Source organism: Aminobacter sp. AP02, assembly GCF_003148805.1.
In the GTDB taxonomy this organism is placed as follows: Bacteria; Pseudomonadota; Alphaproteobacteria; order Rhizobiales; family Rhizobiaceae; genus Aminobacter.
Window position 1 is genome coordinate 278315 of the sequence record NZ_QGGX01000003.1, and the last position, 13827, is coordinate 292141.

General features: G+C 62.8%; 14 protein-coding genes. 8 read left to right on the plus strand and 6 right to left on the minus strand.

Translation table 11 applies throughout. The features are described 5' to 3' along the window. Positions 1-100: 100 nt before the first annotated feature. Positions 101-823 carry a glutathione S-transferase family protein gene (locus tag C8K44_RS05250; protein ID WP_109574699.1) on the minus strand — a complete coding sequence of 241 codons (723 nt, stop codon included), beginning with the start codon at positions 821-823 and terminating at the stop codon, positions 101-103. A gap of 173 nt (positions 824-996) precedes the next feature. Here C8K44_RS05250 and C8K44_RS28155 point away from each other — a divergent pair, with 173 nt between their 5' ends. The 3 genes from C8K44_RS28155 to C8K44_RS05260 all read left to right on the plus strand — a co-directional run bounded on the left by C8K44_RS28155 (position 997) and on the right by C8K44_RS05260 (position 2929). After that, positions 997-1125, plus strand: coding sequence for a hypothetical protein (locus tag C8K44_RS28155; RefSeq protein WP_281062980.1), 129 nt, complete (start codon positions 997-999; stop codon positions 1123-1125). Between the two features lie 41 nt (positions 1126-1166). Next, the gene (locus C8K44_RS05255; protein ID WP_109574700.1) at positions 1167-1361 is read left to right on the plus strand and encodes a hypothetical protein; all 195 of its coding nucleotides are present in this window, start codon (positions 1167-1169) and stop codon (positions 1359-1361) included. Positions 1362-1426: 65 nt separating this feature from the next. Next, complete coding sequence (locus C8K44_RS05260; protein WP_109574701.1) at positions 1427-2929, plus strand: AMP nucleosidase; 1503 nt, start codon at positions 1427-1429, stop codon at positions 2927-2929. A gap of 63 nt (positions 2930-2992) precedes the next feature. Here the strand turns inward: C8K44_RS05260 and C8K44_RS05265 are convergent, their stop codons facing one another. Next, entirely contained in the window at positions 2993-3595 is a 603-nt protein-coding gene (locus C8K44_RS05265; protein WP_109574702.1) for a DUF922 domain-containing protein, read from the minus strand. 220 nt (positions 3596-3815) lie between these two features. Here C8K44_RS05265 and C8K44_RS05270 point away from each other — a divergent pair, with 220 nt between their 5' ends. After that, positions 3816-4856, plus strand: a complete 1041-nt coding sequence (locus C8K44_RS05270; protein ID WP_245417367.1) for an endonuclease/exonuclease/phosphatase family protein — start codon at positions 3816-3818, stop codon at positions 4854-4856. 67 nt (positions 4857-4923) lie between these two features. Here C8K44_RS05270 and C8K44_RS05275 read toward each other — a convergent pair whose 3' ends face one another. After that, positions 4924-6606, minus strand: coding sequence for an electron transfer flavoprotein-ubiquinone oxidoreductase (locus C8K44_RS05275; protein ID WP_109574703.1), 1683 nt, complete (start codon positions 6604-6606; stop codon positions 4924-4926). Between the two features lie 289 nt (positions 6607-6895). Here C8K44_RS05275 and C8K44_RS05280 point away from each other — a divergent pair, with 289 nt between their 5' ends. Genes C8K44_RS05280 through C8K44_RS05290 form a run of 3 tightly spaced genes read left to right on the plus strand, consistent with a single transcriptional unit; the run spans position 6896 to position 9102 of the window. Next, a complete protein-coding gene (locus C8K44_RS05280; RefSeq protein WP_245417368.1) occupies positions 6896-7510 on the plus strand; it encodes a hypothetical protein in 615 nt (204 codons plus the stop codon). 36 nt (positions 7511-7546) lie between these two features. Beyond that, on the plus strand, positions 7547-8404 hold the full coding sequence (locus tag C8K44_RS05285; RefSeq protein ID WP_109574705.1) for a uracil-DNA glycosylase: 858 nt from the start codon (positions 7547-7549) through the stop codon (positions 8402-8404). A gap of 44 nt (positions 8405-8448) precedes the next feature. Further along, positions 8449-9102, plus strand: coding sequence for a glutathione S-transferase family protein (locus C8K44_RS05290; protein WP_109574706.1), 654 nt, complete (start codon positions 8449-8451; stop codon positions 9100-9102). A gap of 21 nt (positions 9103-9123) precedes the next feature. Here C8K44_RS05290 and C8K44_RS05295 read toward each other — a convergent pair whose 3' ends face one another. Next, entirely contained in the window at positions 9124-9522 is a 399-nt protein-coding gene (locus C8K44_RS05295; RefSeq protein ID WP_109574707.1) for a hypothetical protein, read from the minus strand. Between the two features lie 136 nt (positions 9523-9658). On the opposite strand from C8K44_RS05295, the gene C8K44_RS05300 reads away from it, so the two are divergent. Next, complete coding sequence (locus C8K44_RS05300; protein WP_109574708.1) at positions 9659-10456, plus strand: helix-turn-helix transcriptional regulator; 798 nt, start codon at positions 9659-9661, stop codon at positions 10454-10456. Positions 10457-10550: 94 nt separating this feature from the next. Here C8K44_RS05300 and C8K44_RS05305 read toward each other — a convergent pair whose 3' ends face one another. Beyond that, entirely contained in the window at positions 10551-11492 is a 942-nt protein-coding gene (locus C8K44_RS05305; RefSeq protein ID WP_109574709.1) for a DMT family transporter, read from the minus strand. Beyond that, the gene (locus C8K44_RS05310; RefSeq protein WP_109574710.1) at positions 11489-13798 is read right to left on the minus strand and encodes a xanthine dehydrogenase family protein molybdopterin-binding subunit; all 2310 of its coding nucleotides are present in this window, start codon (positions 13796-13798) and stop codon (positions 11489-11491) included. Before C8K44_RS05310 ends, C8K44_RS05305 begins: the two co-directional genes overlap by 4 nt. Positions 13799-13827: the final 29 nt, after the last annotated feature.

Below are 13827 nucleotides of genomic sequence, written 5' to 3' on the forward strand. Positions count from 1 at the left end.
GAATAGCGAATAGCGAATAGCGAATAGCGAATGGCCGGCTCACAACGACCTCTGTGGTCAAGAGCCCTCTACTCGCTATTCGCTACTTCCTATTCGCTCTTTAGGCCCTGGCCTTCTGGCCGAACAGCACCTTCTGGGCTTCCTTGTCGTCGGCGAGGTTGCGCCTGTGGTCTTCGCCGACGGCCATGCCGCGGATGACCGCCGGGCGGGCGGTGAGCGTTTCGAACCAGCGCTTGAGGTGGGGGAAGTCGTCGAGATCCTGTCCCTGGTTCTTGTAGGGCTTGATCCAGCCGAGCGAGGCGATGTCAGCGATCGAATAGTCGCCGGCCAGGAACTCGCGATCGGCCAGGCGTTTGTTCATCACACCGTAGAGGCGATTGACCTCATTGGTGTAGCGGTCGATGCCATAGGCGATCTTTTCCGGCGCATATTGGCGGAAGTGATGGGCCTGGCCGGCCATCGGCCCCAGGCCGCCGACTTGCCAAAACAGCCACTGGTCGACCTCGGCGCGGCCACGCTCGTCGCTGGGATAGAGCTTGCCGAACTTGCGACCAAGATACTGCAGGATCGCTCCGGATTCGAAGACCGAGATCGGCGCACCACCCCATTTGCCGTCCGAGGCAGGGCCTTCAGGATCGACGATGGCCGGCATGCGGTTGTTGGGGGCGATCTTGAGGAATGACGGCTCGAACTGCTCGCCCTTGCCGATATTTACGTATTTGACCGTGTAGGGAACGCCGAGTTCCTCCAACATGATCGAAATCTTCCAGCCGTTCGGCGTGGGCCAATAATAGAGTTCGATCGGCAATGTCTGGCTGGTCATTCCGCAGTCTCCGTTGATGCGCGATGCTGAGCAGATATGCGCGGCCCGACGAAACACAACCCTGCGGACGGGCTACAGGCTGTCAATAAATTTGAACCGAAGATGAACGGAGGTCTCAGAACCCGTTCAGTCGCTGGCAGGCATAGTCCGATCAATTGAAGGGGAAGACACCAATGCTCGCTCGCCGGTTCACCATCGTCTGTCTGCTCAGCGCGCTGTTCGGCATCATGTTCGCCGCCCTGGTCGCCGAGACCAGCAGACCCGCCCGCTCCTGGGAAATGACATCTTCGAAGACGGACTGACCAAACCCTCCATTAGAGCCCCAAAAAGCAAAGCCAACGCCATGACCCGCACCGCAACCCCGATCATCAAGACCCTCCGGCTTCTGCCGCGGGCGATGTTGATCCTGATGGTTCTCGCCGCTCCGGTGCTCGCCGTACCCCAGTTGCGCGGTGACTCGGGCTCCACCATCGAAGCGCCTGCTGCACGCAATGGCGGCGTCGGCTTCGTCCTGCTGGTCAGCCTGAAGCGCGGTTAACGGGAATTAACAACACGACGACACGGCCCTCTCGCAGCCGTCATGATTGGTCTCTATAATAGGTCATGGAAAAGCGAATCTATCCTCAGCCCATCGAATCCATTTCTTCGCCGCTGCCGTTTCCGCGGCAGAGCTTCACCGATGCTGCAGAAGCAGTCGCGGCTTTGCAGAAGCTCTATGAGCGCAATACCGCATTCCTGCGCGATGCCTTTGCATCGCTAGCGGCCGGCGCCGATACCAATGTGCGGTTTCGCGCGTTTTATCCCGAGGTTGGCGTCACCACGACGTCCTACTCGCAGGTCGATTCCCGCCAGGCCTATGGCCACATGCCGACGCCGGGCCATTTCTCGACGACGATCACCCGGCCCGACCTGTTCCAGAGCTACCTGACCGAACAGCTCAAGCTGATCATGCGCAACCATGGCGGACCGGTGACGGTGTCGGAATCGACGACCCCGATCCCGCTGCATTTCGCCTTCCTCGAAGGCACCCATGTCGACGGTGCCGCCGCCGACCGCATCCAGCGGCCGATCCGCGACCTGTTCGACGTGCCGGACCTCGACGGCACCGACGATCATATCGCCAACGGCACGTTCGAGATCATGCCCGGCGAATCCCGACCATTGGCTGTGTTTACGGCCCAGCGCATCGACTATTCGCTGCACCGGCTGGCGCACTACACGGCGACGACGCCGCACCATTTCCAGAACTTCGTCCTGTTCACCAACTACCAGTTCTACATCGACGAGTTCGTCGTGCTCGCCCGCGACCTGATGGCCAAGGGCGGCGGCGGCTATACGGAATTCGTGGAACCCGGCGGCGTGGTGACGAAGGCGGGCGACACGGCGCCGTCTGCAGGAACCCCGGCGGCACGGCTGCCGCAAATGCCGGCCTACCATCTGAAGAAACCGGGCCATGCCGGCATCACCATGGTCAACATCGGCGTCGGCCCATCCAACGCCAAGACCATCACCGACCACATCGCGGTGCTGAGGCCCCATGCCTGGCTGATGCTCGGCCACTGCGCCGGCCTGCGCAACACCCAGGCGCTCGGCGACTATGTGCTGGCGCATGCCTATGTGCGCGAGGACCACGTGCTCGACGACGACCTGCCGGTGTGGATCCCGATCCCGCCTCTGGCCGAAGTGCAGGTGGCGCTGCAGGAGGCGGTCGCCGAGGTTACCGGCCTGTCCGGCTACGACCTCAAGCGCATCATGCGCACGGGAACCGTTGCGACCATCGACAACCGCAACTGGGAACTGCGCGACCAGCGCGGCCCGGTGCAGCGGCTGTCGCAGTCACGCGCGATCGCGCTCGACATGGAATCTGCAACCATTGCCGCCAACGGCTTCCGCTTCCGCGTGCCCTACGGCACGCTGTTGTGCGTATCCGACAAGCCGCTGCATGGCGAACTGAAGCTGCCGGGCATGGCGACGGAGTTCTACAAGCGGCAGGTGGCCCAGCATCTGACCATCGGCATACGCGCCATGGAAAAGCTCGCCGAAATGCCCAATGAGCGGCTGCATTCGCGCAAGCTGCGCAGTTTTGCCGAGACGGCTTTTCAATAACGCTGCACTCGTCGCGCTCGCAAACAGCGAACGCGGCTCTCCTTGCGCGCGTCGGTGCTTGAGCTATTGCCCGTTCACGAAACCCAGGATCAGGCGGTGGACGTTGCCGCCATCGCCAAGCTCGACGCGGTCGAAGTCGCGGCTTTTCTCGCGTTGCGCCAAAGAGGCCTCTGAAAGCGGCTTGATGATCTCCTGCCTGACCTTCTTGCAGTTCGGGTCGCTGGCGGCCGAAACGCCGATGGTGGTCCTTTCGATTGTCGCGACCATTTCCTTGATCATCTGGCCATGCACCAGCTCGTGGCGCCGGACACCTTCATAAAAGACATCCCAGCGTTTCTGCAGCTCGGCCGGCAGGCGGCCGGTCGGCTGGGGCAAGGTGTAGGTGATGATGAGCTTGGGCTTGGCTGAGACCAGCGTGCAGGCGCCGCCCTGCGGCTCGTATTTTCGCTGCCAGGTCAGCTTGAAATTGGTGTGGGCGATGGCACGCCCCATGCCGGCTTTGGGGCCCCGTTCGCCAATCGAGGCATAGAGCTCGGCCGCCGAGCTGCCTGAAATGGCGTAAGTCTTGACCTGTTCGACAGTCTGGCCTTCGGCGCGGACGGCTGACGGCACGATGGCAAGCACGACCGCACATGCCCGCAGCCAATGATTGGCGGCTGTTTTCATTCCATTCTCCGCATGACAGTCGCAGCGAGCGCGAAACACCGGTGCAACACCGGTGAACCGCATTTGTTCGGCCCATCGGTCTCACGGTTCGCGTCGCATTTCAACCGAGGCTGGCGCCAAGTCTACGCCGATTGGTCATGCCAGGGTCACTTTGCAGCAACCATCGAGGGGCACATAATCGATCATCAATGGGCCGCAATTCTCGCGACATGAAGCTGACATGACGACCATGGCTTTTTTCAATTCCGGCAAGATCGCCTGCTTCCTGGCGATGATGCTGCTTTCGCTGCCGCTAGTGGCGGGTTTTTTCGGCACCTGGCATCCGGCATTCGATTCGTTCGCTCATTTCCGGGTGCACCTGGCCGTCCTAATGATGCTGGCGGCGGTACCGCTGCTGTTTTCGTCGCTTCGCTGGCAGGCGATTGCCGCATTGGCATTTGGCGCGGCAGCACTTTCGACAACCTCAAGCGCGCTTCCCCTGCCAGGCCTCGGACCAGTCCACGCTGCGTTTCAGCCACGTACCGACGACAGGCCGGCCTACAAGATGCTGCAGATGAACCTGCGCTTCGACAACGCCTACCCCGAAAAGGTGCTGTCGCTTGTCGGTCGGATGCAGCCTGACGTGATCGCCTTCGAAGAAGTGTCGGACATGTGGGCGGGCAAGCTGCAACCGCTGTTCATGCGCTATCCGTACCGCATGCTGTGCCGTTATCCGAACCGCATGTTCGGGGTTGCGCTCCTGTCGCGCCGGCCTTTTGCGGAGGGTACCCAGCCACAGTGCTTCGGCAATGGTGCGCTGGCCATCGCCAAGGTCGATTTCGGCGGACGGACGGCAGACGTTGCGGCCCTCCACCTCGGCTGGCCATGGCCCTTCGAGCAGTCGAGGCTGGTAACCCGGCTCAGCAGCCCCCTTGGCTCGATGGGTGAAAACGCATTGCTGGGCGGCGATTTCAACGCCACGCCCTGGAGCGCCACGGTTTCGAGGGTTGCCGAGGCAGGAGGGCTCACGCTGATGCCGGCCGCCGGGCGCACCTGGCTGACCTTCTCCCTGCCCGAGTTCATGCGCTTTGCCGGGCTGACCATCGACCACGTCTTGGCCAAGGGCGACGTCGTGGTGCATTCGGTGACCATGGGCGAGGACGCCGGCTCCGATCACAGGCCGCTGCTGGTGGAATTCTCGTTCAGCGACGCGCATGTACCCGCCGAAGAGGCCGAAACCGAAACGGTGTCTTCGCAGGCTGGAACAACGCCCCGCGGATAAGCAAGCGGCCCGAAAATCGTGACGATTTCCGGGCCGCTGCAATTTTCAGAGCGCAAACCCCGCGCGATCACATGTTCGGGTAGACCGGCCCCTCGCCGCCCTGCGGCGGCACCCAGTTGATGTTCTGGTTGGGGTCCTTGATGTCGCAAGTTTTGCAGTGGACGCAGTTCTGCGCGTTGATGACGAACTTGGCGTCGGCATGGCCGGGCTCGCCGGCGATCGAATTGCCGTCGGCATCGACCCATTCATAGACGCCTGCCGGGCAGTAACGGCTCGAAGGTCCGGCGAAGATTTCGTATTCCGAACGCTTCTGCAGCTCCATGTCCTTGACCTGGAGGTGGACCGGCTGGTCCTCCTCATGGTTGGTGTTGGACAAGAACACCGACGACAGGCGGTCGAAGGTCAAGACGCCGTCGGGCTTGGGATAGTCGATCTTCTTGTGCTTCGAAGCCGGCTCGAGCGATTGGGCGTCCGATTTGCCATGCTTGAGCGTGCCGAAGGGCGAAACGCCGAACAGCGTGTTGAGCCACATGTCGAGCCCGCCGAGGCCGACGCCCAAAATGGTGCCGAAGCGCGACCACAAAGGCTTGACGTTGCGGACCTTCTTCAGGTCCTTGCCGATGTCGGTCGCCCGCCAGGCGGCCTCGTATGAGGCGAGCTCGTCATTGGCGCGACCGGCAGCGATGGCATCCGCGACGTGTTCGGCGGCCAGCATGCCTGACAGCACGGCGTTGTGCGAACCCTTGATGCGCGGAACGTTGACCAGGCCGGCCGAGCAGCCCATCAGCACGCCACCAGGGAAAGACAGTTTCGGCACCGACTGGTAGCCGCCCTCGGTGATGGCGCGCGCGCCGTAGGACAGCCGCTTGGCGCCGTCGAAGGTGTGGCGGATCGCCGGGTGCGTCTTGAAGCGCTGGAATTCCTCGAAGGGCGACAGATAGGGGTTCTTGTAGTTGAGGTGAACGACGAAGCCGACCGCAACCATGTTGTCTTCGAGGTGGTAGAGGAACGAGCCGCCGCCGGTCTTGAAGTCGAGCGGCCAGCCGAAGGAATGCTGGACCAGACCCGGCTTGTGATGCTCGGGCGCGACCTGCCACAGTTCCTTGAGGCCGATGCCAAATTTTTGCGGCTCCTTGCCGGCGCCAAGGTCGTATTTGGCGATCAGCTGCTTGGCGAGCGAGCCGCGCGCGCCCTCGCCGATCAGCACGTACTTGCCCATCAGCGCCATGCCAGGCGCGAAGGATGGGCCGTGCGAGCCATCGCGCTCGACGCCCATGTCGCCGGTCACGACGCCGGTGACGGCACCTTCGTCATTGTAGAGCAGGCCGGCGGCGGCAAAGCCGGGATAGATCTCGACGCCGAGCGCTTCGGCCTTGGTGGCCAGCCAGCGGCAGACATTGCCGAGCGACACGATGTAGTTGCCGTGGTTGCTCATCAAAGGCGGCATGGCGAAATTGGGCAGCTTGACCGAGCCGGCGGGTCCCAGCACGAGGAAATGGTCGTCGGTGACCGGCGTCTTGAACGGATGGTCGGCATCCTCGCGCCAGTCGGGCAAAAGCCGGTCGATACCGATCGGATCGACGACGGCACCCGACAGGATATGCGCACCGACCTCGCCGCCCTTTTCGAGCACGACGACCGAAAGCTCGGGATTGACCTGCTTGAGCCGGATCGCCGCTGCCAAGCCCGCCGGCCCTGCGCCAACGATGACAACGTCGAATTCCATGCTCTCGCGTTCGATATCGCTCATCAATCCCTCCGCGTGGCTAGCCCTGTCCCAAGGGCAATCTGTAGCTAAGCGCTGCATAGCGCATCGTTGGCAAACGTCAAACCGGACCGATCCGCACATCGGCTGTTTGGTCTAGTGACGCCCCTCCATGAGGATAAAATATCTTACGTTAACGTAAAGGTCAAAATATTTCACCTTTCGGCTGCGCGCCATGGCCCGTACTGTCAACAAACAGGTGTTGTTCAACAGCCTATTCGTCCATTGATTCTTCATGCGCCAATACGTGCCTTGCAGGACCGGATCGAAGCGCTTGCACCCTAGACGCCACATACTGGCCGGGGTTGCCCTTCTTATTGCGACATGCCTGAGCAGTGCAGGTCGCTCGCAAGAGACTGAGGCCGACCAGAAGGTCTGGGTCAGCGGCGCCTATTCGTTCTCCGACGAACTTGGCGGCTTTCGCATTACAGGGGTGTCGGGCAGCGGCACCAGGGAAGACCCGTTCGTCGTCAGGGAAGAGCTCGAATCCTCTTCACCTGTGACGCTTACGATGCGAACGATCCGCCCGATCCGACCGTTCGACAGCTCGGGTTTCTACGCCAACGGCATCATGTTCATGCGCATCGAGGCCTTGAACAACAGCGGCCAGGCCTGGGTCGAGTTCGAGTTCGAGTTGCAGGAGGTCGAGGGTAAGCCAAGCGATTTCGGCGATGGCCTGTCCTTCGACCAACGGCGGACCGACAGTGCCAACATCTCGTCGAACAGCTTTTCCCGGTACAGCCGCGACTTCGAACCATTTGATCGGCTGCGCTTCATCGACGGCAAGGTCGATCCGGGCGAGATCGCCGATTTCAGCTTCCTCTTGACCGACTATACGCCGCGCTGGCGCTTTTATCTGGTGCAGGACCCGCGCATTCCCTCGTCGTGAACTTGCAAATCGGTGGCGTAACGTCGAAACTGGGGCATGGCCTCAATTTCGGGAAACGAACGTCCGGATCTGCGCGATCTGCTCGCCTTCTATGCGGCGGCGGGCGTCGATGACGCGCTTGTCGACGATCCGATCGACAGATTCGCCGAAAGTGCGCAACAGCGCCAGGCCGCGCCGGCGCAGAAGGTGGCTCAGCCCAGCGACGCACCTCGTCCGGGCGCGGACCGGACCGCAACGCCGCCCGCCCCGCGCCCCGCTGCATCAGCCGCCCTGCCTGACGAAGCCCAGGCTGCAGCCGCGCGAGAGCTTGCCTCGCAGGCAGCCTCGCTCGACGAGTTGCGTCAGATCATGGAAGGGTTCGACGGCTGCAATCTCAAGGCGACTGCCAAGAGCATGGTCTTCGCCGATGGCAGCCCTGACGCCGACCTGATGTTGGTGGGCGAAGCGCCCGGGCGCGACGAGGACCTCGAGGGCCTGCCTTTTGTCGGCCGCTCGGGGCAATTGCTCGACCGCATCCTCGCGGCGATCGGGATCGAGCGGAAGTCAGCTTTTGTCACCAATGTGATCCCGTGGCGGCCGCCGGGCAATCGCACGCCGACGCCGCATGAGACCGAGATCTGCCGGCCGTTCATCGAGCGTCAGATCGCGCTTACCAAACCCAAGGTCCTGGTGACGCTGGGCGGTCCCTCGGCCAAGCTGCTTGTCGGTTCGACGGAAGGCATCCTGCGGCTGCGCGGCAGCTGGAAAAGCCATACCACCGCGGACGGAACGGTCATTCCCGTGATGCCGACGCTGCATCCGGCGTATCTGCTGAGGAATCCTGCCCACAAGAAGCTTGCGTGGCGGGACTTCCTGGAGGTCAAAGCGAAGTTGAGGGAACTGGGCGGCATCTAGCGCCTGGCCCCGTTGAACCGGCGTGGGTCAGGGAGTGCCTTTCGGTGACAATCACCATCACGGCCTTTGAACAGTCACCCGACGGCGGCAAGGGACTGGCGCGCGATACGCGCGTTCGCTGGGCGCTCGAGGAGGTCGGGCAACCCTACGAGGTTCGCCCTGTATCGTTTCTTGCCATGAAGGAGCCCGCGCATCTGGCGCTTCATCCGTTCGGGCAAATTCCAACCTATGAGGAAGGCGATCTCGCCATGTTCGAGACAGGGGCGATCGTGTTCCACATCGCCGAGTGCCACGCGGGGCTGCTGCCGGACGACATCAATGCCCGCGCGCGGGCGATTGCATGGATGTTTGCAGCGGTGAACACGGTGGAGCCGCCAATCCTTGAACTCGCAAACGCCAGGCTACTCGAAGGCGACAAACCATGGAGCAAGGAGCGCCTGCCCCTGGTCGCGGATCGCGTCCGCAGCCGGCTGAACCAACTGTCCGCTCGGCTTGGCGATGCCGATTGGCTCGACGGAGCGTTCAGCGCGGGCGATCTGATGATGGTGTCGGTGCTGCTCAGGCTAAGATTGTCGGGCATTGTGGACGAGTATCCAAACCTGGCCGCCTATCTGGCCCGCGGCGAAGCGCGTCCGGCCTACAAGCGGGCATTCTTCGCGCAATTGGCGGCGAATGCTGGCAAGCCGTCGACCGGCTAGCGCCGACCTAGCCCAGCCCGTTCAAGCGGCTGCCGCCGCCGCGCGACGGATGCCAACGAATTGCAGTTCGGCGAACACCGCGACCGTCAGCGCCTGGACTATGACGAAGGCGATGCCAAGGACGTTTGGCTGGACAATGCCCGAGACAAGCAAGCCAAAGCTGCCGACCACCCAAAGGGCGTTGATGGCGATGATGTCGATCATCAAAAGCCTGGACACCGTGGCGCGGCGCGCGATCGCCACCAGCATGGCGACGAAGGGTACCAGTACCATGCCGGCCCAAAACAGCAGTTGGGCGGGCAATTCGAGGAGTGGCGCCAACAAAGATGCCCCAAGGATCATCACGATGCCTGCTGCGCCGCTGACGAGCGCGTCGGCGAAAAGGACGTTGCGGAGGAAGGGGGTGACGGCAATGGACATGGCTGAAGCTCCTGGCTCGGTTGTGGAGGCGGCATAGAGCGCGCTTTCCTGAGACCGAACATGTCACCATCGCTGGAGCCAAGCGATTACGCTGGAGGTAATAGCAATCAGAAATTCGTCCGCTTAATGTAGCGCAATGACGACGACGCAAAATCCCGTAGGCGACCTCCTCCGCGAATGGCGCACCAAACGGCGCATGAGCCAGCTCGATCTGGCCATGGAGGCCGAGATCTCGCAACGGCACCTGAGCTTCATGGAAAGCGGCCGTTCCGCGCCCTCCCGCGACATGGTGCTTCATTTGGCCGAACGGCTTTCGATCCCGCTGCGCCAGCGCAACCAGCTGCTGCTTGCCGCCGGGTACGCACCAAGCTTCAGCGAAAAGCCACTCAGCCATCCTTCGCTCGCGCCAGCCATGGACGCTGTTCGCATGGTGCTCAAGGGCCATGAGCCCTACCCTGCGCTGGCCGTCGACAGGCACTGGAACCTGATCGAGGGTAATGCAGCACTCGGCCCGATGCTGGCCGGCGTGGAGGATGCCTCGCTGCTCGAACCGCCGGTCAATGTGCTGAGGCTCAGCCTCCACCCCAAGGGTGTGGCGCCGCACATCGTCAACCTGCACGAATGGCGCTCGCACCTGATCGAGCGACTGAAGCACCAGAACGACACGGCCGGCGACCCGGTGCTCGAAGCGCTGGAGAAGGAACTCCTGACCTATCCGGACGGGCCACGCACGGGACGCCCGATGCAGGCCGATCCGCTGGCGATCGCGCATCCGCTCAGGCTTCGCATGGGCGATGCGGTCTTGTCGTTCATCAGCACGATCACCGTGTTCGGCACGCCGCTCGACGTCACGCTCTCCGAACTCGCCATCGAATCGTTTTTCCCCGCCGACGAGGAAACGGCCGAACGTCTCAGGTGCCTGGCCGTCCAATAGGCACGGAGCCAGCTTGCGTACCCTTTCGACCAATATCGATCGCCTCAGATGGTTCCGACGAGCGGGCAGGCTCCGGGATTACATGAACCGCCGTCTACTGCGGCGGAGTTGCCTTCTTGACGGCGCGGCGCTCCAGACCAAGGCGCTGCTCGCGCCAGATGATGAAGATGCCGGCACCAATGACGATGGTGCCACCAACGAGGGTGTAGATGGTCGGCAGATCGTCGAAAACGAAGTAGCCGACCGCGATGCCAAGGATCAAGGAGGTATATTCGAAGGGTGCGACCGTCGACGCCTCGGCATGGCGGTAGGCCTCGGTCATGAACAGTTGGGCGATGCCGCCGCAGAAGCCGGCGGTGACAAGCAGCGCCGTCTGTTCCCAGGTCAGCGCCTGCCAGCCGAAGGGAATGCTAAGCAACGCCATAACGCTGGCCGTCAGCGAGAACCACAGCACGATGGTCGACGTACGCTCGGTGTGGACAAGGTTGCGCACCAGAAGCATGGCGACTGCGGACATCGCCGCCCCCAGCAATGCTGCGATTACACCGTAGGTTTCTTCGTCGCCGAGGCCAGTGCTGAGCAGGGAGAGGTTCGGCCAGGAAACGATGACGACGCCCAAAAGGCCGACCGCGACAGCGGTCCAGCGGTGGATGCGCACGGTCTCGCCGAGGAAAAGTGCGCTGAAGACAACTACGAGCAGCGGTTGTGCATAGTTCAGCGTGATCGCCTCGGGCAGTGGCAGCCGGGTCAGCGCGAAGAAGCCGAAACCCATGGCGGTGACGCCGACGACGCCGCGCGCAACGTGATTGAGCGGGCGCTTGGTGACGACGGCGGTGCGCAGTTCACGCCGGAAGGCGAGGAAGATCAGGATCGGAAAGACGGCGAAGAACGAGCGAAAGAAGACGATCTGGCCGGCGGGGACATCGCCGGCCGCCTTGATGGCGGTCGACATGCCGACGAAGATGGCAACAGATATGATCTTGAGTCCAATGCCCGTAAGCGGCGACGACGCGCCGTGTACTACCTGATGCTTCACTTGTGCCGGGCCGCCTCTATTGCTGCCCAGACGCGTGCCGGGGTCGCCGGCATCTCGATATGGGTAATGCCATAGGCTCTATAGAGCGCGTCAGTGACGGCGTTGAGAGCCGCCGGTGTCGCACCGATGGTGCCAGCCTCGCCCGCACCCTTCATGCCCATCGCATTGGTGGTCGAAGGCACGTTGCGGGTCTCGAAGTGGAATGAAGGCACCGTGTCGGCGCGCGGCATGGTGTAATCCATGAAACTCGCTGTCAGAAGCTGGCCGTCCTCGGCATAGACAGCTTCTTCGGCAAGTGCCTGGCCGATGCCCTGAACCACACCGCCATGAACCTGGCCGGCGAGCAGCACCGGGTTCACCGTGACGCCGAAATCGTCGACGATTGTGTAGGCGATGACTTCGGTGGTTCCCGTTTCCGGATCGATCTCGACTTCGCAGATATGGGTGCCGTTGGGATAGGTCGCCTCGTTCTGAACAAACTCGCCCATCGCCTTGAGATCGTCAGGGTTTTTGGCCGCCGCATGAAGGGCGGCGAAGTCGATCATGCGGTCGGTGCCAACGATGCTTGCTTCGCCATTGTCCAGTTCGATGTCGGCGGCAGCGGCCTCCAGTTCGTCAGCGGCGAGCTTCTTCAGCTTCTCGGCCAGGGCCTCGCCGGCACGGGAGGCAGAGACGCCGCCAAGGGGTATCGAGCGCGAACCACCGGTGCCGCCGCCACTGGCAAGCTGGTCGGTGTCGCCCTGATGCACGCTGATTTTCGCTACATCCAGGTTAAGCTTTTCGGCGACGAACTGGGCATAGGCGGTGGCATGCCCCTGGCCGTTGGACTGGGTGCCGATGAAGACCGACACGGAGCCGTCGGCGTTGAGTTCGACGCGCGCCGGCTCGGAACCGGCAAAAGCGCAGGCCTCGATATAGGTCGCCATGCCGATGCCGCGGATCTTTCCGCGCTCCTTCGCATCCGCCAGCCGATCGGGAAAGCTGGCCCAATCGGCGCGCTGCATGGAAAGTTCCATATGCGCCTCGAACTCGCCGACATCGTAGAGCCGGCCGGTCTGTGTACGGTACGGGAACTGTTCGGGGCGGATGAAGTTGCGGCGGCGGATTTCGTCGAGCGAAAGACCAAGGTCGCGCGCGCAGGCGTCGGTCAGCTTCTCGACCAGAAGCGCGGCTTCCGGACGCCCTGCCCCGCGATAGGCATCGACGGGACAAGTGTTGGTGTAGACACCGGTAATCGACACATCGAGCGCCTGGATGTCGTAGACGCCAGTCGACATGCTGGCGCCGATATGGGCGATGATCGGACCGTATTGCGAGATGTAAGCGCCGACATTGGAGATCAGATCAACGCGCAGGCCAAGGAAATGGCCGTTGCCGTCCATCGCCATCTCGGCCTTGACGACATTGTCGCGCCCTTGCGCATCGGTGAGGAAGTGCTCGGTGCGGTCGCTCGCCCATTTGACCGGCTGGCCCAGCCGCTTGGCGGCTTCCAGAACAAGGGCATGTTCGCGATAGACGAAGGCCTTGGTGCCGAAGCCGCCGCCGACGTCGGGGGTGACGACACGCAGCTTGTCGGCGCCGATGCCGAAAACCTGGCCGGTCAGCATGTCGCGCATCGAGTGCACGCCCTGCGAGCCGGTGGTCAGAACAAAACGGTCCTCGTCCTTGCGCCATTCGCCGATGGCCGAGCGCGGCTCCATGTAGTTGCAGATCAGGCGGTTGTTGATGAATTCGACGCGGGTTACGTGTGCGGCCTTGGCAAAGGCCGCTTCGGTCCTTGCCTTGTCGCCGAGATGGTAGGTGAAGGCTCGGTTCGTGCCGAGTTCGGGCCACACCAGCGGCGCGTCATCGTCGAGCGCGGTGGCCGTAGCGGCGGCGGCGTCCTCGCCGTCATAGTCGACTTCGATCAGTTCGGCCGCGTCCTGCGCCAGCGCGCGGCTGTCGGCGACGATGAAGGCAACCGCATCGCCGACATAATGGACCCGGTCCCGGCACAGGATCGGGATGTCGCGGGTGGGTGCGCGGGTGCCATTGGGCTGCTTTTGCATGACGGTGGATTTGAGGGCGCCGAGGTGGGCGACATCGGCACCGGTGAGCACGAGATGCACGCCAGGCGCGGAACGCGCGGCATCCACCGAATCGATGGTGAAGCTGGCATTGGCGACTGGCGAACGCAGGACGTAGCCGTGCATCTGGGCAGCTGGCGCGATGTCGTCGGTGTAGCGGCCCTTGCCGGTGATGAAGGCCCCGTCCTCGACGCGCAAAACGGACGCGCCCATTCCGAATTTCGGCGTGACGATTGTCATATCTGCCTCGTGAGGATTGGTGAGGAGCG

What these genes read in the sequence shown, in the direction of transcription:
- C8K44_RS05250 (WP_109574699.1), bottom strand. Translation starts at nt 823, where the DNA reads ATGACCAGCCAGACATTGCCGATCGAACTCTATTATTGGCCCACGCCG.
- C8K44_RS28155 (WP_281062980.1), top strand. Translation starts at nt 997, where the DNA reads ATGCTCGCTCGCCGGTTCACCATCGTCTGTCTGCTCAGCGCGCTGTTC.
- C8K44_RS05255 (WP_109574700.1), top strand. Translation starts at nt 1,167, where the DNA reads ATGACCCGCACCGCAACCCCGATCATCAAGACCCTCCGGCTTCTGCCG.
- C8K44_RS05260 (WP_109574701.1), top strand. Translation starts at nt 1,427, where the DNA reads ATGGAAAAGCGAATCTATCCTCAGCCCATCGAATCCATTTCTTCGCCG.
- C8K44_RS05265 (WP_109574702.1), bottom strand. Translation starts at nt 3,595, where the DNA reads ATGAAAACAGCCGCCAATCATTGGCTGCGGGCATGTGCGGTCGTGCTT.
- C8K44_RS05270 (WP_245417367.1), top strand. Translation starts at nt 3,816, where the DNA reads ATGACGACCATGGCTTTTTTCAATTCCGGCAAGATCGCCTGCTTCCTG.
- C8K44_RS05275 (WP_109574703.1), bottom strand. Translation starts at nt 6,606, where the DNA reads ATGAGCGATATCGAACGCGAGAGCATGGAATTCGACGTTGTCATCGTT.
- C8K44_RS05285 (WP_109574705.1), top strand. Translation starts at nt 7,547, where the DNA reads ATGGCCTCAATTTCGGGAAACGAACGTCCGGATCTGCGCGATCTGCTC.
- C8K44_RS05295 (WP_109574707.1), bottom strand. Translation starts at nt 9,522, where the DNA reads ATGTCCATTGCCGTCACCCCCTTCCTCCGCAACGTCCTTTTCGCCGAC.
- C8K44_RS05300 (WP_109574708.1), top strand. Translation starts at nt 9,659, where the DNA reads ATGACGACGACGCAAAATCCCGTAGGCGACCTCCTCCGCGAATGGCGC.
- C8K44_RS05310 (WP_109574710.1), bottom strand. Translation starts at nt 13,798, where the DNA reads ATGACAATCGTCACGCCGAAATTCGGAATGGGCGCGTCCGTTTTGCGC.